This is a genomic window from Pseudomonas guangdongensis, assembly GCF_900105885.1.
Classification (GTDB): Bacteria; Pseudomonadota; Gammaproteobacteria; order Pseudomonadales; family Pseudomonadaceae; genus Geopseudomonas; species Geopseudomonas guangdongensis.
The window spans coordinates 2,939,420-2,960,461 of sequence record NZ_LT629780.1; the positions used below are offsets into that span (position 1 = coordinate 2,939,420).

At 68.6% G+C, this 21,042-nt stretch carries 17 protein-coding genes and 1 other RNA gene; 5 read left to right on the top strand and 13 right to left on the bottom strand.

From position 1 onward, the window contains the following. Positions 1-8 precede the first annotated feature (8 nt). Positions 9-105: signal recognition particle sRNA small type (gene ffs, locus BLU22_RS13685), an RNA gene on the bottom strand. 362 nt (positions 106-467) lie between these two features. Here ffs and BLU22_RS13690 point away from each other — a divergent pair. The 5 genes from BLU22_RS13690 to rfbD all read left to right on the top strand — a co-directional run bounded on the left by BLU22_RS13690 (position 468) and on the right by rfbD (position 6,790). Further along, positions 468-3,380: a hybrid sensor histidine kinase/response regulator gene (locus BLU22_RS13690; RefSeq protein WP_090215577.1), complete on the top strand. Its 2,913-nt coding sequence runs from the start codon at positions 468-470 to the stop codon at positions 3,378-3,380. A gap of 83 nt (positions 3,381-3,463) precedes the next feature. Then, positions 3,464-4,468, top strand: a complete 1,005-nt coding sequence (rfbB, locus tag BLU22_RS13695) for a dTDP-glucose 4,6-dehydratase (protein ID WP_090215580.1) — start codon at positions 3,464-3,466, stop codon at positions 4,466-4,468. Then, positions 4,465-5,343, top strand: coding sequence for a glucose-1-phosphate thymidylyltransferase RfbA (rfbA, locus tag BLU22_RS13700; protein ID WP_090215582.1), 879 nt, complete (start codon positions 4,465-4,467; stop codon positions 5,341-5,343). Before rfbB ends, rfbA begins: the two co-directional genes overlap by 4 nt. After that, positions 5,340-5,885 carry a dTDP-4-dehydrorhamnose 3,5-epimerase gene (rfbC, locus tag BLU22_RS13705; protein WP_090215585.1) on the top strand — a complete coding sequence of 182 codons (546 nt, stop codon included), beginning with the start codon at positions 5,340-5,342 and terminating at the stop codon, positions 5,883-5,885. Before rfbA ends, rfbC begins: the two co-directional genes overlap by 4 nt. A 23-nt stretch (positions 5,886-5,908) precedes the next feature. Next, a complete protein-coding gene (rfbD, locus tag BLU22_RS13710; RefSeq protein WP_090216491.1) occupies positions 5,909-6,790 on the top strand; it encodes a dTDP-4-dehydrorhamnose reductase in 882 nt (293 codons plus the stop codon). Here the strand turns inward: rfbD and ispD are convergent. The 12 genes from ispD to fabZ form a co-directional block, all read right to left on the bottom strand. Beyond that, entirely contained in the window at positions 6,787-7,503 is a 717-nt protein-coding gene (gene ispD, locus BLU22_RS13715) for a 2-C-methyl-D-erythritol 4-phosphate cytidylyltransferase (protein WP_090215588.1), read from the bottom strand. The genes rfbD and ispD overlap by 4 nt on opposite strands. Further along, the gene (locus tag BLU22_RS13720; RefSeq protein WP_090215590.1) at positions 7,500-7,778 is read right to left on the bottom strand and encodes a septum formation initiator family protein; all 279 of its coding nucleotides are present in this window, start codon (positions 7,776-7,778) and stop codon (positions 7,500-7,502) included. Before BLU22_RS13720 ends, ispD begins: the two co-directional genes overlap by 4 nt. 98 nt (positions 7,779-7,876) lie before the next feature. Then, positions 7,877-9,166 carry a phosphopyruvate hydratase gene (eno, locus tag BLU22_RS13725; RefSeq protein WP_090215594.1) on the bottom strand — a complete coding sequence of 430 codons (1,290 nt, stop codon included), beginning with the start codon at positions 9,164-9,166 and terminating at the stop codon, positions 7,877-7,879. A 133-nt stretch (positions 9,167-9,299) separates the two neighbouring features. Further along, the gene (gene kdsA, locus BLU22_RS13730) at positions 9,300-10,145 is read right to left on the bottom strand and encodes a 3-deoxy-8-phosphooctulonate synthase (RefSeq protein WP_090215597.1); all 846 of its coding nucleotides are present in this window, start codon (positions 10,143-10,145) and stop codon (positions 9,300-9,302) included. Between the two features lie 3 nt (positions 10,146-10,148). Beyond that, positions 10,149-11,786, bottom strand: a complete 1,638-nt coding sequence (locus BLU22_RS13735; RefSeq protein WP_090215600.1) for a CTP synthase — start codon at positions 11,784-11,786, stop codon at positions 10,149-10,151. 104 nt (positions 11,787-11,890) lie between these two features. After that, positions 11,891-13,207, bottom strand: a complete 1,317-nt coding sequence (gene tilS / locus BLU22_RS13740) for a tRNA lysidine(34) synthetase TilS (RefSeq protein WP_090215602.1) — start codon at positions 13,205-13,207, stop codon at positions 11,891-11,893. A gap of 159 nt (positions 13,208-13,366) precedes the next feature. Continuing rightward, complete coding sequence (gene accA, locus BLU22_RS13745) at positions 13,367-14,317, bottom strand: acetyl-CoA carboxylase carboxyl transferase subunit alpha (RefSeq protein ID WP_090215604.1); 951 nt, start codon at positions 14,315-14,317, stop codon at positions 13,367-13,369. 105 nt (positions 14,318-14,422) lie between these two features. Beyond that, positions 14,423-17,941 (bottom strand): DNA polymerase III subunit alpha, encoded by a 3,519-nt coding sequence (dnaE, locus tag BLU22_RS13750; protein ID WP_090215606.1) that lies wholly within the window; start codon positions 17,939-17,941, stop codon positions 14,423-14,425. 119 nt (positions 17,942-18,060) lie between these two features. Beyond that, positions 18,061-18,660, bottom strand: coding sequence for a ribonuclease HII (gene rnhB / locus BLU22_RS13755; RefSeq protein WP_090215608.1), 600 nt, complete (start codon positions 18,658-18,660; stop codon positions 18,061-18,063). Then, complete coding sequence (gene lpxB, locus BLU22_RS13760) at positions 18,660-19,793, bottom strand: lipid-A-disaccharide synthase (protein ID WP_090215611.1); 1,134 nt, start codon at positions 19,791-19,793, stop codon at positions 18,660-18,662. The genes rnhB and lpxB overlap by 1 nt, the downstream gene beginning before the upstream one ends. A gap of 5 nt (positions 19,794-19,798) precedes the next feature. Then, positions 19,799-20,575, bottom strand: a complete 777-nt coding sequence (gene lpxA, locus BLU22_RS13765) for an acyl-ACP--UDP-N-acetylglucosamine O-acyltransferase (RefSeq protein WP_090215613.1) — start codon at positions 20,573-20,575, stop codon at positions 19,799-19,801. Then, positions 20,572-21,012 carry a 3-hydroxyacyl-ACP dehydratase FabZ gene (fabZ, locus tag BLU22_RS13770; protein WP_090215615.1) on the bottom strand — a complete coding sequence of 147 codons (441 nt, stop codon included), beginning with the start codon at positions 21,010-21,012 and terminating at the stop codon, positions 20,572-20,574. The genes lpxA and fabZ overlap by 4 nt, the downstream gene beginning before the upstream one ends. Positions 21,013-21,042 lie beyond the last annotated feature (30 nt).

Sequence of the window (21,042 nt, forward strand, 5' to 3'; positions counted from 1 at the left end):
GGAGGCGGCCCCGCCAGCCACACCCCGGCACACAATATCACCGCTATGGCTGCTCCCTTCCGGGCCTGACCAGGTTTACGGCTGATTGTTGCGGGGGGACCGACGGGGCCACCATAACGCGCCTGCCAGAACAGCAGACGGGCGCCATTGTAGCGGCTCGCACGCAAGTTACAACCGCTGAGGGGAAAAAAGCCGCCAGCCGCCCAGGGCTGCCCGCCGGCAAGCGGCGGTATGGTGCCGGGCTTGCCGTCGCCAAAAAACTGTCAAAAAAGCCCGAGCACCGCTTCTGCGAATATTTCTCGCTGCCCGCCACGAAACCGCTCACAAAAGCCAGGCTCTGGATTATCATCGCCGGGCCGCGGCGCGCCTGAGTCCGCAACGCCACCGACTGTTATCAAATTCTTGACGCCAGGCGTCGCGGCATGCGCCCTTCCGGCCCGCTTTTACTCTCAGGGAATGCTCACGTCATGCAGGACACCCGGAAAACGACGCTGCGCCGCTGGATGTGGCGCGCCTTCGTGCAAAGCTCGCTGATTCCGCTGATCCTGGTGGAAACCGTGCTGATCGCCGCCTACCTGCTAACCAACAGCTCGATCCGCGAGGCGCAGATCGACCACCTGCGCCAGACCGCCCTCACCGACCTGCAGAGCGCCGCCCAGCAGGAAGGCCGGCTGATCAACGAGCGCCTGCGCGCCATCAGCCGCACCACCCGCCTGTACGGCGAGCAGATCCGCGAGGTGCTGCTGCGCGAGGACTACCAGGTCGACGAGGCCGAACGCCGCCGCCACGCCCACACCGAGGACGGTGTGCTCTACACCCGCAGCAACGACGGCCGCGCCGCTTCCTTCTATGCCAACAGCACCCCTCGCGAGCGCCAGGACATGGAGCGCGTGCTGCGCCTGGCCCAGCTCGACCCGTTGATGAAGAGCATCCAGGCCAGCGACAAGCTGATCGCCTCCCTCTACTTCAACACCTGGGACAGCTACAACCGCATCTACCCCTGGTTCTTCACCCCCGACCAGTACCCCCACGACATGGTCATCCCCGACTACAACTTCTATTACCTGGCAGATGCGCGGCACAACCCACAGCGCAAGGTGGTGTGGACCGAAATCTACGTCGACCCCGCCGGCCAGGGCTGGATGATGTCGGCGCTGGCGCCGGTCTATCGCGGCGACTTCCTCGAAGGCGTCGCCGGCCTCGACGTTACCGTCGACACCATCCTCGACGAGATCGCCACCCTGCAGGTGCCCTGGAACGGCTACGCCATCCTGGTCAGCGAGGAGCTGAACATCATGGCCCTGCCGCCGGCCGGCGAGCGCGACTTCAACCTCAGCGAGCTGACCAGCCACTCCTACGACGAGGCGATCCGCAAGGAAATCTTCAAGCCCGCCGACTTCAACCTCGCCAAACGCGAGGACACCCAGGCGCTGGCCGGCGCCATCGGCCAGCGCGCCTCCGGCCTGCAGACCCTGAGCCTGGGCGGCAAGAGCCAGCTCGCCGCCTGGACCACCATCGGCGAAACCGGCTGGAAGCTGGTCACCCTGGTCGACGAGGCCGAGGTGTTCCGCCAGACCAACGCCCTGGCCGCCCGCTACCAGCAGATCGGCTACCTGCTGATCGCCGGCCTGGTGCTGTTCTACGTGCTGTTCTTCGCCGGCATGTGGCTGCGCGCCCGCCAGCTCAGCGCCCAGCTGCAGGGGCCGATCGACCACCTGTCGGCGATGATGGGCGAGATCGGTCGCGGCAACTGGCACCCGCCGCGCCAGCCCTGCGAGATCGGCGAGCTGGACGGCGCCGCCGCCGCCGCCGCGGCGATGGGCGCCCAGCTCGAATGCAGCGAAACCACCCGCCAGCAGGCCCAGGACCAGCTCGATCTGGTCCTCGACTCCACCACCGAGAGCCTCTGGACCCTCGACCTGCGCCGGCAGCGGCTGCACATCGAGGGCCGCTTCCCGCAGCGCTTCGGCCTGGACGGCAACGACCTGGCGCTGGACGCATTCCTCGCCCGCGTCCACCCCGACGACCGCGAGGCGGTGATCGCCTGCCACGAGCAGCCGGCCGCGAGCAGCGACAACTACAGCATCGAGTACCGCTTCAGCGACGCCCATGGCATCTACCACTGGCTGCTCAGCCGCGCCCGCCTGCTCGACGCCGATCCGGTCAGCGGCCGGCCGCTGCGCCTGGCCGGCACCCACGTCGACATCGACGCCCTCAAGGCCACCCAGGAGGCGCTCAGCCGCGCCAGCCAGCAGGCCCAGGCCGCCAACGTCGCCAAGACCCGCTTCCTGTCGAGCATGAGCCACGAGCTGCGCACCCCGCTCAACGCCGTGCAGGGCTTCGCCCAGCTGATCCAGCTGGAGCTGCAGGAGCGCCCCGAGGAGCACAGCCTGCGCCAGTACGCCGGCGAGATCGACAACGCCAGCAGCCACCTCGGCCTGCTGGTGGACGACATCCTCGACCTGGCGCGCATCGAGGCGGACAAGGCCAGCGTCCATCTGGAGACCGTCGACGCCCGGCAGATCATGGCCGAGTGCCTGGAACTGATCCGCCCGCAGGCCCGCGAGCAGCACCTGCAGCTGGAGGCCCAGCTGCCGCCGGGCAGCCTGCTGGTGCGCGCCGAGGCGCGGCGCCTGCGGCAGATCCTGCTCAACCTGCTGAGCAACGCGGTCAAGTACAACCGCCCCCACGGCCGGGTAACGCTGGGCTACCGGATCGACGGCGAGCGCCTGCGCCTGAGCGTCGAGGACAGCGGCTACGGCATCGACCCCGAGCGCCAGGACCAGCTGTTCAAGCCCTTCCAGCGCCTCGGCCACGAGAACAGCGCGATCAAGGGCAGCGGCATCGGCCTGGTGCTGAGCCGCGAGCTGGCCGAGCTGATGCACGGGCGGATCGGCTTCGTCAGCACCCCGGGCAGCGGCAGCACCTTCTGGATCGAGCTGCCGTTCAGCGCCGAACTGCAGGCCAGCGTGCGCAGCGCCGCCGCGCCCGGCCGCGAGCGCCTGCCGCGGGTGCTCTACGTCGAGGACAACCGCGCCAGCCAGCTGCTGGTGGAGAAGGCGCTGGGCGACATCGCCCGGGTCGAGGTGCTGGACAACGGCCTGGAGGCGCTGCACTGGCTCAACGAGCACCCGCCGCAGCTGCTGCTGCTCGACCTCGACCTGCCCGGCCTGCAGGGCGACGCCCTGCTGCGTCGCCTGCGCGACAACCCGCAGACCCGCGAGCTGCCGGTGATCATCATCAGCGCCGCGGCGATGCCCGAGGACATCGCCAACATCAGCGCCCTGGGCATCGCCGGCTACCTGACCAAGCCGCTGAAGATCCAGACCCTGCGCGAGGCCGTGCTGCAGCTGTGCGGACGCGCGCGGCAGGCGTCCTGAGCCGCGCGGGCGCCTGTCGGCGATACCCGCACAGCGGATACACTATCGCCATGCATTCCCCGGCGTTCCCATAGGTATCCCCCGTGCCCGGCAAAATCCTGATCACCGGCGGTGCCGGCTTCATCGGTTCGGCGCTGATCCGTCAGCTGATCCACGGCAGCGACCGCGAGATCGCCAATCTCGACAAGCTGACCTACGCGGCCAACCCCGCGGCGCTGGCCTGCGTGGCGGACTCGCCGCGCTACCGCCTGCATGCAGTGGACGTCTGCGACGGCAGCGCATTGGCACGGATCTTCGCCGATTTCCGCCCGGACGCGGTGATCCACCTGGCCGCCGAGTCCCACGTGGACCGCTCCATCGACGCCCCGGCGCCGTTCGTCCAGACCAACCTGGTCGGCACCTTCACCCTGCTCGAAGCGGCCCGCCGCTACCGCGATGGCCTGCCGGCCGCCGCCGCCGATGCCTTCCGCTTCCTGCAGGTGTCCACCGACGAGGTCTACGGCGACCTGGGCGACGGCATGGCGGCGTTCCGCGAAACCACGCCCTATGCCCCCAGCTCGCCCTACTCCGCCTCCAAGGCCGGCGCCGACCACCTGGTCCGCGCCTGGCAGCGCACCTACGGGCTACCGGTACTGGTCAGCCACTGCTCCAACAACTACGGCCCCTGGCAGGTGCGCGAGAAGCTGATCCCGCTGATGATCGACCGCGCCCTGCGCGGCCAGCCGCTGCCGGTCTACGGCGACGGCGCGCAGGTGCGCGACTGGCTGTATGTGGACGACCACGTCCGCGCGCTGCTGGCGATCCTCGAGCGCGGCCGGCCGGGCGAGAGCTACAACGTCGGCGCCCATGCCGAGCGGCGCAACCTCGACGTGGTCGGGCAGCTCTGCGACCTGCTCGACGAGCTCAAGCCGCGCCCGCACGGCTCCTACCGCCAGCAGATCGCCTTCGTCGCGGACCGTCCCGGCCACGACCGCCGCTACGCCATCGACGCCGGCAAGATTGCCGCCGAGCTGGGCTGGCGACCGCTGGAGAGTTTCGCCTCGGGCCTGCGCAAGACCGTGCAGTGGTATCTGGAGCAGCCGCGATGAAGGGCATCGTTCTCGCCGGCGGCAGCGGCTCGCGGCTCTATCCGCTGACCTGCGCGGTGTCCAAGCAGCTGCTGCCGGTCTACGACAAGCCGATGATCTACTACCCGCTGTCGGTGCTGATGCTGGCCGGAATCCGCGACATCCTGATCATCTCCACCCCCGACGACCTGCCAGGCTTTCGCAAGCTGCTCGGCGACGGCGCGGCCTTCGGCATCCGCCTGAGCTATGCCGAGCAACCGGCGCCGGAGGGCGTGGCCCAGGCCCTGCTGATCGGCGAATCCTTCGTCGGCGACGACAACGTCTGCCTGATCCTCGGCGACAACATCTTCTACGGCTACGGCTTCAGCGCCATGCTCCACGAGGCGGCCGGCCGCCAGCACGGCGCCACCGTATTCGGCTACCCGGTCGCCGACCCGCAGCGCTTCGGGGTGGTCGAGTTCGATGCCGACGGGCGCGCGCTGTCCATCGAGGAAAAGCCGCAACGGCCGAAATCCGCCCACGCGGTGACCGGCCTGTACTTCTACGACCGCGACGCGGCGCGCATCGCCCGGCAGGTCAGGCCCTCGTCGCGCGGCGAACTGGAAATCACCGACGTCAACAACGCCTACCTGCAGCGCGGCGACCTGCAGGTCAGCCTGCTCGGTCGCGGCTTCGCCTGGCTGGATACCGGCACCCACGACTCGCTGATGGAGGCCAGCCACTTCGTACAGACCATCGAGGCCCGCCAGGGCCTGAAGATCGCCTGCCTGGAGGAGGTCGCCTGGCGCCAGGGCTGGCTGTCGGATACGCAGCTGCAGCAGCGCGCCCGGGCGCTGGCCCACACCGGCTACGGCCAGTACCTGCTGCGCCTGCTGGCCCAGGAGCCACGGCGATGAAGGTGACCGCCACCGAGTTGCCGGGGGTGCTGATCGTCGAGCCACGGGTGTTCGGCGACGCTCGCGGCTTCTTCCTGGAAACCTTCCAGGTCGAGCGCTATCGTGCCGCCGGCATCGACCTGCCGTTCGTCCAGGACAACCACTCGCGCTCGACACGCGGCGTGCTGCGCGGCCTGCATTTCCAGCGCCGGCGCCCGCAGGGCAAGCTGGTCAGCGTCAGTCGCGGGGCGATCTACGATGTGGCGGCCGACATCGACCCAGCCTCGCCCACTTTCGGGCGCTGCGTCGGCGTCGAGCTGAGCGACGCGAACCACCGCCAGCTATGGATACCGCCGGGCTACGCCCATGGTTTCTGCGTGCTCAGTGCGGTGGCCGATACCCACTACAAATGCACCGATTTCTACTGCCCCGACGACGAAGGCGGGGTGATCTGGAACGACCCGCAGCTCGACATTCCCTGGCCGCTGGGTCAGCCGCTGCTGTCGGACAAGGACCGCGCCCTGCCGAGCCTGGCCGGACTGCTGCAGGCACACGGTCGATGAACCGCACCAATGCGGCCGCGCCGCTGCGCGTGCTGGTCACCGGCGCTCACGGCCAGCTGGGCCGCGAGCTGCTGCGCCATGCGCCGGCAGACTGGACGGTCGTCGGGCTGGGGGCCGCGCAGCTGGATATCCGCGATGCTGCGCAGGTCGCCGCGCAGGTGGAAAGGGTGCGTCCGCAACTGATCGTCAACGCCGCCGCCTACACCGCGGTGGATCGCGCCGAGACGGAGCCGGCGCGGGCCTGGGCGGTCAATCGCGACGGCGCCGCGCACCTGGCGCAGGCGGCGCAGCAGCGGGGCATCGCGCTGTTCCAGCTGTCCAGCGACTACGTCTTCGCCGGCGACCTGCGCCGCCCCTACCGCGAGGAGGACGCCTGCCGACCGCTCGGCGTCTACGGCGCCAGCAAGCTCGGCGGCGAACGGGCGGTGCGCGCAGGCTGCAGCCGCCATCTGATCCTGCGCAGCAGCTGGGTGTTCGGCGCCCACGGCCACAACTTCGTCAAGACCATGCTGCGCCTGGCGGGCACGCATCCGGAACTGGCGGTGGTCGCCGACCAGCTGGGCTGCCCGACGCCGGCGGCCTACCTGGCCCAGGTACTCTGGCAACTGGCGCAGCGCTATCGCCAACAGGGCGACCTCGCCTGGGGCACCTACCACTGCGCCGGCGCGCCGCCCTGCAGCTGGCACGCCTTCGCGTTGGAGATCTTCCGTCAGGCCGAGGCGCTGGCGCTGCTCGCGCGGACGCCGCAGGTGCGCGCCATCGGCAGCACCGACTACCCCGGCGCCGCGCAACGGCCGGCGTATTCGGTACTGGACTGCGGCAAGCTGCGCGCCACTTTCGGCATCGCCCCGGCCGACTGGCGGACGGCGCTGGCGGGGGTGCTGGGCGAGCTGGCCGCCGGCTAGTCGCCCGAGCCCAGCCCCCAGCGCTGGCGCAGCCACTCCAGGTCTTCGGGACGGGTGATCTTCAGGTTGTCGGCGCGACCCTCGACCAGTCGCGGAGCCTGGCCGGCCCACTCCAGGGCGGAAGCCTCGTCGGTGATCGCCACCCGCGATACCCGGGCGTCGGCCAGGCTGCGGTGTAGCGCGCCGAGGCGGAACATCTGCGGGGTATAGGCCTGCCAGATCACGCTGCGGTCGACCGTCTCGCGCACCCGGCCATCCTTGCCGACCCGCTTGAGGGTGTCGCGCGCCGGCACCGCCAGCAGGCCGCCGACCGGGTCCTCGGCCAGTTCGCCGAGCAGCAGGTCGAGATCCTCGCGGCTCAGGTTGGGCCGCGCCGCGTCGTGCACCAGCACCCAGTCGTGCTCGTCGGCACCGAGCTCCAGCAGATGCAACAGGCCGTTGAGCACCGAGTCGGCGCGCTCGCAGCCGCCGGCGACACGGGCGATGCGCGGATCGCCGGCGCAGGCCAGCCCCGGCCACCAGGGATCGTCCTCGGCCAGGCAGACCACCAGCCCCTTGAGGGTCGGGTGGCCGAGGAAGCAGCCAAGGGTGTGCTCCAGCACCGTGCGCTCGCCGAGGCGCAGGTACTGCTTGGGACGGTCGGCGCGCATCCGCGCGCCGACGCCGGCCGCAGGAATCACGGCCCAGAATTCGGGGAGGGGAATCAGGTTCATTTGCTCAGCAGATACAGGGTTTCGCCGTCTTTGACCATGCCCAGCTCATGGCGGGCACGCTCCTCGACCGTCTCCATGCCACGCTTGAGCTCGGCCACCTCGGCATCGAGGATGCGGTTGCGTTCGAGCAGGGCTTCGTTCTCGCGCTTCTGGTCGGCGATTTGCTGGCGCAGTTCAGCGTTATGGGTGAGGCCGCCGTCGCCTTCCCACAGACGGTATTGCAGGCCGCCCAGCACCAGCAGCAGCACGACGAACAGCAGATGGGCCTTTTGCATGCGGATCAGCCCTCGATGGTGCGGTGAAGGCGGCGCGGGCCGCGCGCCGCCCTGTCGCCATGCCCGCCGCAGCGGACATGGCGAGGGTCACGGACAGCTTAGCCGCGGAACTCGGCACGGCCCTTGTACGGAGCCTTGGCACCCAGTTGCTCCTCGATGCGCAGCAGCTGGTTGTACTTGGACACGCGATCGGAACGGCACAGCGAACCGGTCTTGATCTGGCCGGCAGCGGTACCCACGGCCAGGTCGGCGATGGTGCTGTCCTCGGTTTCGCCGGAGCGATGCGAGATCACCGCGGTGAAGCCGGCGGCCTTGGCCATCTGGATGGCTTCCAGGGTCTCGGTCAGCGAGCCGATCTGGTTGAACTTGATCAGGATCGAGTTGCCGATCGACTCCTCGATACCGCGCTTGAGGATCTTGGTGTTGGTGACGAACAGGTCGTCGCCGACCAGCTGCACCTTCTCGCCGATCTTGTCGGTCAGCACCTTCCAGCCGGCCCAGTCGGACTCGTCCATGCCGTCTTCGATGGAGATGATCGGGTAGCGCTGGGTCAGGCCGGCCAGGTAGTCGGCGAAACCTTCGGCGCTGAACACCTTGCCTTCGCCTTCCAGATCGTACTGGCCGTCCTTGAAGAACTCGGAGGAGGCGCAGTCCAGGGCCAGGGTGACGTCTTCGCCCAGCGTGTAGCCGGCGTTGGCCACGGCTTCGGCGATGGCGGCCAGGGCGTCCTCGTTGGAAGCCAGGTTCGGCGCGAAGCCGCCCTCGTCACCGACGGCGGTGTTCAGGCCACGGGCCTTCAGCACGGCCTTGAGGTGATGGAAGATCTCGGCGCCCATGCGCAGGGCGTCGGCGAAGGTCTTGGCGCCGACCGGCTGGACCATGAACTCCTGGATGTCGACGTTGTTGTCGGCGTGCTCGCCGCCGTTGATGATGTTCATCATCGGCACCGGCATGGAGTAGACGCCCGGGGTGCCGTTCAGATCGGCGATGTGCGCGTACAGCGGCACGCCCTTGGCGGCGGCGGCAGCCTTGGCGGCGGCCAGGGACACGGCGAGGATGGCGTTGGCGCCCAGCACGGCCTTGTTCTCGGTGCCGTCCAGTTCGATCATCGCCCGGTCCAGGGCCCTCTGGTCGGCCGGATCCTTGCCCAGCAGCAGCTCGCGGATCGGGCCGTTGACGTTGGCCACGGCCTTCAGCACACCCTTGCCCAGGTAGCGGCTCTTGTCGCCATCGCGCAGCTCCAGCGCTTCGCGCGAGCCGGTGGAAGCACCGGACGGCGCGCAGGCGCTGCCGATGATGCCGTTGTCGAGGATCACATCGGCTTCTACGGTGGGGTTGCCACGGGAGTCGAGAACCTCACGGCCCTTGATGTCGACGATTTTTGCCATTGCGGGTAGCACTCCAGAGAGTTGACGAACACGATCGCGGATGCAGTGGCCTGGCCAGTGCCGCACGACCGGGGAGAAAACGGGATCGGGCGCCCCGCTCGGGCGCCCGACACTTTACCGCGGTGGACGGCCCTCAGGCCGTTTCGAGCGGCGGGAAGCTCTTGACCAGCTCGTCCAGCGCCTTGAGCTGGGCGAGGAACGGCTCCAGCTTGTCCAGGCGCAGGGCACAGGGACCGTCGCACTTGGCGTTGTCCGGGTCCGGGTGGGCTTCGAGGAACAGCCCTGCAAGCCCCTGGCTCAGTCCGGCTCGTGCCAGCTCGGTGACCTGGGCACGGCGCCCGCCGGCCGAATCGGCGCGACCGCCCGGCATCTGCAGGGCATGGGTCACGTCGAAGAACACCGGGTAGTCGAACTGCTTCATGATGCCGAAGCCGAGCATGTCGACCACCAGGTTGTTGTAGCCGAACGAGGAGCCGCGCTCGCAAAGGATCAACCGGTCGTTGCCCGCCTCCTCGCACTTCCTGAGGATGTGCTTCATCTCCTGCGGGGCGAGGAACTGGGCCTTCTTGATGTTGATCGCCGCGCCGGTCTTGGCCATCGCCACCACCAGGTCGGTCTGCCGCGACAGGAAGGCCGGCAGCTGGATGATGTCGCAGACCTCGGCCACCGGCGCCGCCTGGTAGGGCTCGTGGACGTCGGTGATCAGCGGCACGCCGAAGGTCTTCTTCACTTCCTCGAAGATCTTCAGCCCCTCGTCCAGGCCCGGGCCGCGGAACGAGGCGATCGACGAGCGGTTGGCCTTGTCGAAGCTGGCCTTGAACACGTAGGGAATGCCGAGCCTCTCGGTGACCCGCACGTATTCCTCGCAGACCTTCAGCGCCAGATCGCGCGACTCCAGCACGTTCATGCCGCCGAACAGCACGAACGGCAGGTCGTTGCCGATCTGGATGTCGCCGACGCGGATGATCTTCTGCGCCATGGCTCAGCCCTTCTGGTTCAGTGCGTGCTGCTGGAGGGCAGCCTTGACGAAACCGCTGAACAGCGGATGGCCGTCGCGCGGGGTGGAGGTGAACTCCGGGTGGAACTGGCAGGCGACGAACCACGGATGCTCCGGCGCCTCGACCACCTCGACCAGCGCGCCGTCGCCGGAGCGGCCGCTGACCCGCAGACCGGCTTCCTGCAGCTGCGGCAGCAGGTTGTTGTTGACCTCGTAGCGGTGCCGATGGCGCTCGACGATCACGTCCTTGCCGTAGCAGGCATGGACCTGCGAACCGGCCTCCAGCTGGCACTCCTGGGCGCCCAGGCGCATGGTGCCACCCAGGTCGGAGCCTTCGCTGCGCTGCTCGACGGCACCGGTGGCGTCCTGCCACTCGGTGATCAGGCCGACCACCGGATGGCCGCTGGCGTGATCGAACTCGGTGGAGTTGGCGTCCTTCCAGCCCAGCACGTTGCGGGCGTACTCGATCACCGCGACCTGCATGCCCAAGCAGATGCCCAGGTAGGGAATCTTGTTCTCGCGGGCGTACTGCACGGTCTGGATCTTGCCTTCCACGCCGCGCAGACCGAAGCCGCCGGGCACCAGGATGGCGTCGACGCCGGCCAGCAGGCCGGTGCCCTGGTTCTCGATGTCCTCGGAGTCGATATAACGCAGGTTGACCTTGGTGCGGCTCTGGATGCCGGCATGGCCCATCGCCTCGATCAGCGACTTGTAGGCGTCCAGCAGCTCCATGTACTTGCCGACCATGGCGATGGTCACTTCGTGCTCGGGGTTGAGCTTGGCATCGACCACGCGGTCCCATTCGGACAGGTCGGCCGGGCCGCACTCCAGGCCGAAGCGCTCGACGACGATGTCGTCCAGGCCCTGGGCGTGCAGCACGGAGGGGATCTTGTAGATGGTATCCACATCTTCCAGGCTGATCACCGCACGTTCTTCGACGTTGGTGAACAGGGCGATCTTGCGCCGCGACGACAGGTCGACCGGGTGGTCGGAGCGGCAGATCAGAACGTCAGGCTGCAGGCCGATGGAACGCAGCTCCTTGACCGAATGCTGGGTCGGCTTGGTCTTGGTCTCGCCGGCGGTGGCGATGTAGGGCACCAGGGTCAAGTGCATCAGCATCGCGCGCTTGGCGCCGATTTCCACGCGCAGTTGGCGGATCGCTTCGAGGAACGGCTGCGATTCGATGTCGCCGACGGTGCCGCCGATCTCCACCAGGGCCACGTCGGCATCGCCGGCGCCCTTGATGATCCGGCGCTTGATCTCGTCGGTGATATGCGGAATCACCTGCACGGTGGCGCCCAGGTAGTCGCCGCGGCGCTCCTTGCGCAGCACGTCCATGTAGATGCGGCCGCTGGTGAAGTTGTTGTTCTGGGTCATGGTGGTGCGGATGAACCGCTCGTAGTGGCCCAGGTCGAGGTCGGTTTCCGCGCCGTCGTGGGTGACGAACACTTCACCATGCTGGAACGGACTCATGGTCCCCGGATCGACGTTGATGTAGGGGTCGAGTTTCAGCATGGTGACCTTCAGCCCCCGCGCCTCCAGGATTGCCGCCAAGGAAGCCGAGGCGATGCCTTTCCCCAATGAAGAAACAACACCACCCGTGACGAAGATGTAGCGCGTCATGAAAAACCCTAGAAGTTTGCGTTGAGGCGGCTGGCCGCCGGGGAATGCGAAGGGAGGCGCAAAGCCTCTTGAAGACGGGAGAATAGTTTACGCGAAAGGCATTATCAGCTCAAACCCGGACCACCGGTCGGCGGCTGCCAGCGCAGGCCGGGCGCGCCCTCCCCGCTCGTCCGCAGCTGCGGCAGGTTGGCCACCGCCAGCAGCCGGTCGCCGCACTTGAGCAGCGGCAGGCGCTCGCGCACGAAGGGCGGCACGCCGCATTCCTGCAGCAGGCGCTTGAGATCGCGATGGCCGCGCCCCGGCAGGTCGAGCACCTCGCCGCCGCGGCGGTACTCCACCCGCAGCGCGCCGTTCGGCAGGGCACCTTCGAGCCACACACGCCCGTTGCCGGGCAGCGCCAGCGGCTCCTGCGGCGCAAGCCAGGGTTCGCCAGCCGGCGGTGGCGCGGCGAGCCAGGCGCCGCTCAGCCACCAGAGACGCCCGCCATGGCGGCGCAACTCGCCGCCGCTCAGCCGCCAGCAGGGCGTGGCATCGACGGCGGCATCGCGCAGATCCACCCAGCCGGTCCAGTGCTCGCGCTCGGGCGGCAGGCTCAGCGGGCGCAGCCACTCGCGCAGCGCATTGCGCTGGCGCGCCTCGGACAATGCCTGCAGCGGCGCCAGCGCCAGCGATGGCAAGGGCAGCCAGGCATGTGGCGCGGGCGTGCGGGCCGCGGCCAGATCCAGGGCAGCCAGCTCGCCGAGCAGTTGGTCGGCTTCGGCCAGTTGCTCGGCATCGCGGGCCAGCACTGCGCCGGCCGCCGGCCAGTGCCGCTCCAGACGCGGCAGGATCTCGCGACGCAGGAAGTTGCGCGCCAGGGAGACATCGGCGTTGCTCGGGTCCTCGATCCAGGACAGTCCCGCCGTCCGCGCCCAGGCCTCCAGCTCGGCGCGCCTCACCTCCAGCAGCGGGCGCAGCAGGTGCCCGGCCGCCAGCGGCCGACTGGCCGGCATCGCCGCCAGCCCGCGCACCCCGGCACCGCGCAACAGACGCAGCAACAGCGTCTCGGCCTGGTCGTCGCGGTGCTGGGCGACGAGCAGCACCTCGCCGGCCTTCAGGACAGCGGCGAACGCCCCGTAACGCGCCTCGCGCGCCGCCCGCTCGACGCTGGCGCCCTCGCCCACCCGCACGTGCCGCACCTCGAGCGGCACGCCCAGCGCCGCACAGCGGGCACGGCAGTGCGCCACCCAGGCGTCGGCGTCGGCCTGCAGACCGTGATGGACATGCACGGCGGACAGTGGCGGCAGGTCGTGGTTAGCGCGCAAACGGACGAGCAGGTGGAGCAGCACGCTGGAATCGAGGCCGCCGGAGAAGGCGACAACCCAGCCCGACGCCTGGCGCCAGGGTTCGAGCAGGGACAGGAGACGGGATTCGAGGGACATGGAGCGCAGCTCCAGCAGGGATGAATGCCGCCGGCAGGCAAGCCGGCGCGGCAAAGAGCGGACGCCCCTTCCGGGCAACCGGCGCCGCCCGGAACGGCGAGCGGCGCGCCACAGGGTGAAGGGTCGCCGCGCGAGCCCTGCACCCTGCGCAGTCGCGCGTCAGGCCACGCCGTAGCTCATCAGGCGCTCGTAACGGCGCGCCAGCAGAGCCTTGGTGTCGAGCTTGCCCAGCTCGTCCAACTGCTTGTTCAGCGACTGGCGCACCGACTCGGCCACCGCCGCGTGGTCGCTGTGGGCGCCGCCCAGCGGCTCGGGGATGATCTGGTCGACGATGCCCAGGTCCTTCAGGCGCTCGGCGGTCACGCCCATGGCCTCGGCCGCTTCCGGGGCCTTGTCGGCGGTACGCCAGAGGATCGAGGCGCAGCCTTCCGGGGAGATCACCGAGTAGGTGGAGTACTGTAGCATGTTCAGCTGGTCGCAGACGCCGATGGCCAGCGCGCCGCCCGAACCGCCCTCGCCGATCACCGTGGCGATGATCGGGGTCTTCAGGCGTGCCATGACCCGCAGGTTCCAGGCGATGGCCTCGCTCTGGCCGCGCTCCTCGGCATCGATGCCCGGGTAGGCGCCGGGGGTGTCGATGAAGGTGAGGATCGGCAGCTTGAAACGCTCGGCCATTTCCATCAGGCGGCAGGCCTTGCGGTAGCCCTCGGGGCGCGGCATGCCGAAGTTGCGCCGGACCTTCTCGCGCACTTCGCGACCTTTCTGGTGGCCGATGACCATCACCGGACGGTCGTCCAGACGGGCGACGCCACCGACGATGGCGGCATCGTCGGCGAAGTGGCGGTCGCCGTGCAGCTCATCGAACTCGGTGAAGATGTGCTGGATGTAGTCCAGGGTGTAGGGACGGCGCGGATGACGGGCCAGGCGCGCAATCTGCCAGCTGGTCAGGTTGCTGAAGATGCTCTGGGTCAGCGTCAGCGTCTTGTCCTGCAGACGGGCAATCTCTTCGCTGATGTTCAGCTCGTTGTCATTGCCCACCATGCGCAGGCCATCGATCTTGGCTTGCAGGTCGGCGATCGGCTGTTCGAAATCCAGATAATTCGGGTTCATGCAGGCATCCGTGGTGAGCAGGTTACTGTTCGGCTCGAAAACTGGCGCCCGACTTTACGGGATCGGGCGCGGCCGGTCGAGTGCGGCAGGAGCGAGGCCCCGGCCTTAGCGGTATTGCAGGAAGACGTTGTCGCGTCCGAACTGGTCACGCAAAGTCTGAATCAGGCTGTCGGTGGGGTCGATTCGCCATTGGTCGCCGAACTGCAGCAACGCGCGGGCGTTCTCGCCGCGGTAGTCGAGGGTCAGCGGGCAGGCACCCCGATGGCGACCGCACAGCTCCGCCAGCCAGCCCAGGCGATCACCCCCCAGCTGCTCGCCGGCGACTTTCAGGCGCAGGCTTTCGGCCAGCCCGGTGCGCGCCTCCTCCAGACTCATCACCCTTTTCGCGCGCAGGCGCAGGCCGCCGGAGAAGTCGTCGAGGCTCACCTCGCCCTCCACCACCACCAGCGCGTCGGTCTGCAGCAGGGACTGGGCGGCGGCGAAGGCCTCGGCGAACAACGAGGCCTCGATGCGCCCGGAACGGTCGTCGAGGGTGACGAAACCCATCTTGTCGCCGCGCTTGTTCTTCATCACCCGCAGGTTGACGATCAGGCCGGCTACCGTCTGCGTCTCGCGCGCCGGGCGCAGGTCGTTGATCCGCTGGCGGGCGAAGCGGCGCACCTCGCCCTCGTACTCGTCGATCGGGTGGCCAGTCAGGTACAGGCCGAGGGTTTCCTTCTCGCCGCGCAGGCGCTCCTTGAGGGTCAGCTCGCGGACCTTGCGGTAGTTGGCATAGACGTCCGCCTCGGGCTCGGCGAACACCCCGCCGAACAGGTCCATGTGCCCGCTGTCGGCGCTGCGCGCGGTCTGCTCGGCGGCCTGCACCGCCTCCTCCATGGCCGCCATCAGCACCGCGCGATTGAGGTCGAGGCTGGCCTGGTAGGCCTTGGGCTCGTCGTGGTAGTGCGGCCCGAGGCGATCCAGAGCGCCGCTGCGGATCAGCGCCTCGAGGGTGCGCTTGTTGATGCGCTTGAGGTCGACCCGCGCACAGAAGTCGAACAGGTCCTTGAACGGCCCCGCCGCGCGCGCCTCGACGATGGCCTCCACCGGCCCCTCGCCGACTCCCTTGACCGCGCCGAGGCCGTAGACGATGCGCCCGTCGTCGTTGACGGTGAACTTGAACTCGGAGACGTTGACGTCGGGGGCGTCGATGCGCAGCTTCATGCTGCGGCACTCCTCGATGAGGATCACCACCTTGTCGGTGTTGTGCATGTCCGCCGAGAGCACCGCGGCCATGAACGGCGAAGGGAAGTGGGTCTTCAGCCAGGCGGTCTGGTAGGAAACCAGGCCGTAGGCCGCCGAGTGCGATTTGTTGAACCCGTAACCGGCGAATTTCTCCACCAGATCGAAGATGTTTCCCGCCAGCTCGCCATCGATGCCGTTGCTGGCGCAGCCCTCGATGAAGCCGCCGCGCTGCTTGGCCATCTCCTCGGGCTTCTTCTTGCCCATCGCACGGCGCAGCATATCGGCGCCGCCCAGGGTGTAGCCGGCCATCACCTGGGCGATCTGCATCACCTGCTCCTGATACAGGATGATGCCGTAGGTGGGCTTGAGCACCGGTTCGAGCCCGGCGTACTGGTAGTCCGGATGCGGGTAGGACAGCTCGGCGCGGCCGTGCTTGCGGTTGATGAAGTCGTCGACCATGCCCGACTGCAGGGGGCCGGGACGGAACAGCGCCACCAGGGCGATGAGGTCTTCCAGGCAGTCCGGCTTGAGCTTCTTGATCAGCTCCTTCATCCCGCGCGATTCGAGCTGGAACACCGCGGTGGTTTCCGCACGCTGCAGCAGCTGGTAGGTCGGCTTGTCGTCCAGCGGGATGAAGTCGATGTTCAGCGGCTCCATGCCCTGCTTGGCCCGCTCGCGGTTGATCGTCTCCAGCGCCCACTTGATGATGGTCAGGGTGCGCAGGCCGAGGAAGTCGAACTTGACCAGGCCAGCGGACTCGACGTCGTCCTTGTCGAACTGGGTCACCAGGCTGCCGCCCTCGTCGTCGCAGGCGATCGGCGCGAAATCGGTGAGCTTGGTCGGCGCGATCACGACGCCGCCGGCGTGCTTGCCGGTGCCACGGGTGACGCCTTCCAGCTTGAGGGCCATGTCCCAGATCTCGCGGGCATCCTCGTCGGCGGCGAGGAACTCGCGCAGCGGCTCCTCCATCTCGTAGGCCTTGTCGAGGGTCATGCCGACCTCGAAGGGGATCATCTTCGACAGGCGGTCGGCCAGGCCGTAGGACTTGCCCTGCACCCGCGCCACGTCGCGCACCACCGCCTTGGCGGCCATGGTGCCGAAGGTGATGATCTGGCTCACCGCGTTGCGCCCGTAGGTCTCGGCCACGTAGTCGATCACCCGGTCGCGGCCGTCCATGCAGAAGTCGACGTCGAAGTCGGGCATGGAAATCCGTTCGGGGTTGAGGAAGCGCTCGAACAGCAGGTCATAGGCCAGCGGGTCGAGGTCGGTGATCTTCAGCACATAGGCGACCAGCGAGCCGGCGCCCGACCCCCGCCCGGGGCCGACCGGCACGCCGTTGTTCTTCGCCCACTGGATGAAGTCCATCACGATCAGGAAGTAACCGGGGAAGCCCATCTGGATGATGGTGCCCAGCTCGAACTCCAGGCGGTCGACGTAGACCTGGCGCCTGGCCTCGTAGTCCGGGGTGTCCTTGGGCAGCAGGATCGCCAGGCGCTCCTCCAGGCCGTCGAACGACACCTTGCGCAGGTAATCATCGATGGTCATGCCCTCGGGCACCGGGAAGTTGGGCAGGAAGTAGGTGCCCAGCTGTACTTCGATGTTGCAGCGCCGGGCGATCTCCACGCTGTTCTCCAGCGCCTCGGGCAGATCGCTGAACAGCTCCCACATCTCTTCCGGGGTCTTCAGGTATTGCTGGTCGGAATAGGTGCGCGGCCGGCGCGGGTCGTCGAGGGTGCGGCCCTCGCCGATGCACACGCGGGTCTCGTGGGCCTCGAAGTCCTCCGGCCTGAGGAAGCGCACGTCGTTGGTGGCCACCAGCGGCGCATGGCAGCGCGCCGCCAGCTCGACCGCCGCGTGCAGATGCTCCTCGTCGCCGACCCGGCTGGTGCGCTGCACCTCCAGGTAGAAGCGCCCGGGGAAGGCCGCCTGCCACTCGCCGAGCAGCGCCTCGGCCTCGTCGGGGCTGCCGTTGAGCAGCGCCATACCGATCTCGCCCTCGCGGGCGCCGGACAGGGCGATCAGCCCCTCGGCCGCCTCCTTGACCCAGTCGCGCTGGATGATCACCAGGCCGTTGTGCTGCCCTTCGGTCCAGCCGCGCGAGACCAGTTCGGTGAGGTTGCGGTAGCCCTGTACGTCCATCGCCAGCAGGGTCAGCCGGCTGAGCGGTGCGTCATCGCCGCGCCCGGCCAGCCACAGGTCGGCGCCACAGATCGGCTTGACGCCCGCACCCATGGCCGCCTTGTAGAACTTGACCAGCGCGCACATGTTGCTCATGTCGGTGACCGCCACGGCCGGCATGCCGGCGCCGGCCACCGCCTTGACCAGCGGCTTGACGCGCACCAGGCCGTCGACCAGGGAATATTCGGTGTGCAGGCGCAGATGGACGAAGGAAACGGGCATGAGGGTACCGTGGCAGCTGAAACGACAGGGAACGGATTGTAGCGGGCCGAAGCGCCCAGGTCAGAGGGCTTTCGCCGCCCAGTCCCGCCGCGGGGCGGGAAGATTCGGCGCGCGGCGCCTCAGGCGTCGGCCAGCAGCGCGCGTACCGGCGCGAAGGAGCGCCGATGGATCGGCGTCGGCCCCAGACGGCGGAGCGCCTCCAGATGCGCCGGGGTCGGATAGCCCTTGTGCCCGGCCATGCCGTAGCCCGGATAGAGGGCGTCCAGCGCGGCCATCTCGCGGTCGCGACTGACCTTGGCGAGGATCGAGGCGGCAGCGATGGCCGGCACCCGGCCGTCGCCCTGCACCACCGGGGCGGCGGGCACCTCCAGCACCGGACAGCGGTTACCGTCGATCAGCGCCAGACTGGGACGCACCGCCAGGCCGGCCACCGCGCGCTGCATGGCGAGGAAGGTAGCCTGGAGGATGTTCAGCCGGTCGATCTCCTCCACCTCGGCGCGGCCGATGCACCAGGCCAGGGCCTTCTCGCGGATCTCGTCGAACAGCCGCTCGCGGCGCGCCTCGCTGAGCTTCTTGGAGTCGTTGAGGCCGAGGATCGGCCGCGCCGGGTCGAGGATCACCGCGGCGGTGACCACCGGGCCGCACAGCGGGCCGCGCCCGACCTCGTCGACCCCGGCGACCAGCTCCTCGACCAGCGAGAAATCCAGGCCCAGCTGCATCAGGTAGGCTCCAGCAGCTGCAGCACCGCCTCGGCGGCACGCTCGGACGCGCCACGGCGCAGGGCGCGATGGATGGCGTCGAACCCCTCGGTCTGCACCTGGCCATCATCCAGCAGCGGCGACACGGCCTCGGCCAGGGCGTCGGGCGTCGCGGCCTCCTGGATCAGCTCGGGCACCAGAAAACGCCCGGCCAGCAGGTTGGGCAGGGAAATGTAGGGGCTTTTCACCAGCCGCTTGAGAATCCGGTAGGTCAAGGGCGCGACCCGGTAGGCCACCACCATCGGCCGCTTGAACAGCAGCGCCTCCAGGGTCGCGGTACCCGATGCGATCAGCACCGCATCGCAGGCGGCCAGCACCTCGTGGGAACGGCCGTCGACCAGCTTGAGCGGCAATTCGCGGCCGGCCAGCATGACTTCGAGCTGGGCACGGCGCTCGGCGCTGGCGCAAGGCAGCACGAAGCTGACGCCACCGCGCAGCGCGCGCAGCCGCGCGGCGGCGTCAAGGAACAGGCTGCCGAGGCGCTCCACCTCGCCGCCGCGGCTGCCGGGCAACAGAGCCACCAGCGCGCCCTCCTCGGCCAGTCCCAGGGCGGCGCGCGCCGCGGCGCGGTCGGCTGCGAGGGGAATGGCGTCGGCCAGCGGATGGCCGACGAAGCACACCGGCACCTGCTGTTCCTCGTAGAAGCGCGCCTCGAAGGGGAACAGGGTGAGCATCAGATCGCAGGCACGGCGGATCTTCAGCACGCGCTTCTGCCGCCAGGCCCACACCGAGGGGCTGACGTAGTGCACGGTGCGGATACCGGCCTGGCGCAGCTTGAGCTCGACGCCGAGGTTGAAGTCGGGAGCATCGATGCCGACGAACACGTCGGGGCGCTCGGCGATCAGAGTACGGATCAGCCGGCGGCGACGGCCGAGCAGCTCGGGCAGACGGCCGAGCACCTCGACCAGGCCCATCACCGCCAGACGCTCCATGGGGAAGTAGGAATCCAGGCCTTCGGCCTGCATGCGCGGCCCGCCGACGCCGATGAACTGCGCGTCGGGATGGCGCGCCTTGATGGCCTGCATCAGGCCGGCGCCGAGGATGTCGCCGGACGCTTCGCCGGCGACCAGGGCAACTTTCAGGGGACGGGTCATGGCGCTCAGCGGGTGATGCCGCGGGTCGAGTGGCGCACCGAGTCGCAGAACAGCGCGACTTCCGGGTGGAGGGCGGCCTCTTCGGCCAGTTCGGTCAGCGCCGCCTCGACGGTCAGGCCCTTGCGATACACCACCTTGTAGGCGCGGCGCAGCGCCTGCATCGCCTCCTCGCTGAAACCGCGCCGGCGCATGCCCTCGAAGTTCATGCTGCGCGCTTCGGCCGGACTGCCGAACACGGTGACGAAGGCCGGCACGTCCTTGCCGATCGCCGTGCCCATGCCGGAGAAGCTGTGCGCACCGATGTGGCAGAACTGATGCACCAGGGTGAAACCGGAGAGGATCGCCCAGTCGTCGATGTGGACATGCCCGGCCAGCGCGGTGTTGTTGACCAGGATGCAGTGGTCACCGATCACGCTGTCGTGACCGACATGCACATAGGCCATCAGCAGGTTGTGGCTGCCGATGGTGGTCTCGCTGCGATCCTGCACCGTACCGCGATGGATGGTGACGCCCTCGCGGATCACGTTATGGTCGCCGATCACCAAACGGGTCGGTTCGCCCTTGTACTTCAGATCGGGGGTGTCCTCGCCTACCGAGGAAAACTGGTAGATGCGATTGTGCCGGCCGATCACCGTCGGGCCCTTGACGATCACGTGCGGGCCGATGACGGTACCCTCGCCGATTTCCACGTCCGGCCCGATGATCGACCAGGGGCCGACCTCGACGTTGTCGGCCAGTCTGGCGCGCGGATCGATGATGGCGCGAGGGTCGAGCAAACTCATTTCTTCTGTTCCGCGCAAATGATCTCGCCCGAGCAGACCGCCTTGCCGTCGACGCTGGCCTGGCACTCGAACTTCCACAGGCCGCGTTTGGTGCTGAGCACGCGCGCTTCGAGGATCAGCTGGTCGCCCGGGGTGACCGGCGAGCGGAAGCGCAGGTTGTCGGAGCCGACGAACAGGTACAGGGTATCGGCCGCCGCCTTGGCGCCCATCAGGCTGAAGCCGAGCAGGCCGGCGGCCTGGGCCATGGCTTCGATGATCAGCACGCCGGGCATGATCGGATGGCCCGGGAAGTGGCCATTGAAGAACGGCTCGTTGATGGTGACGTTCTTGTAGGCGCGGATGCGTTTTTCCTCGAGATCCATCTCCACCACCCGATCCACCAGCAGGAACGGGTAGCGGTGCGGCAGGAGTTCGCGAATCTCGTTGATATCCATCATGTTCAGGGGGCCTTGAGCAGAAAAGGGAAC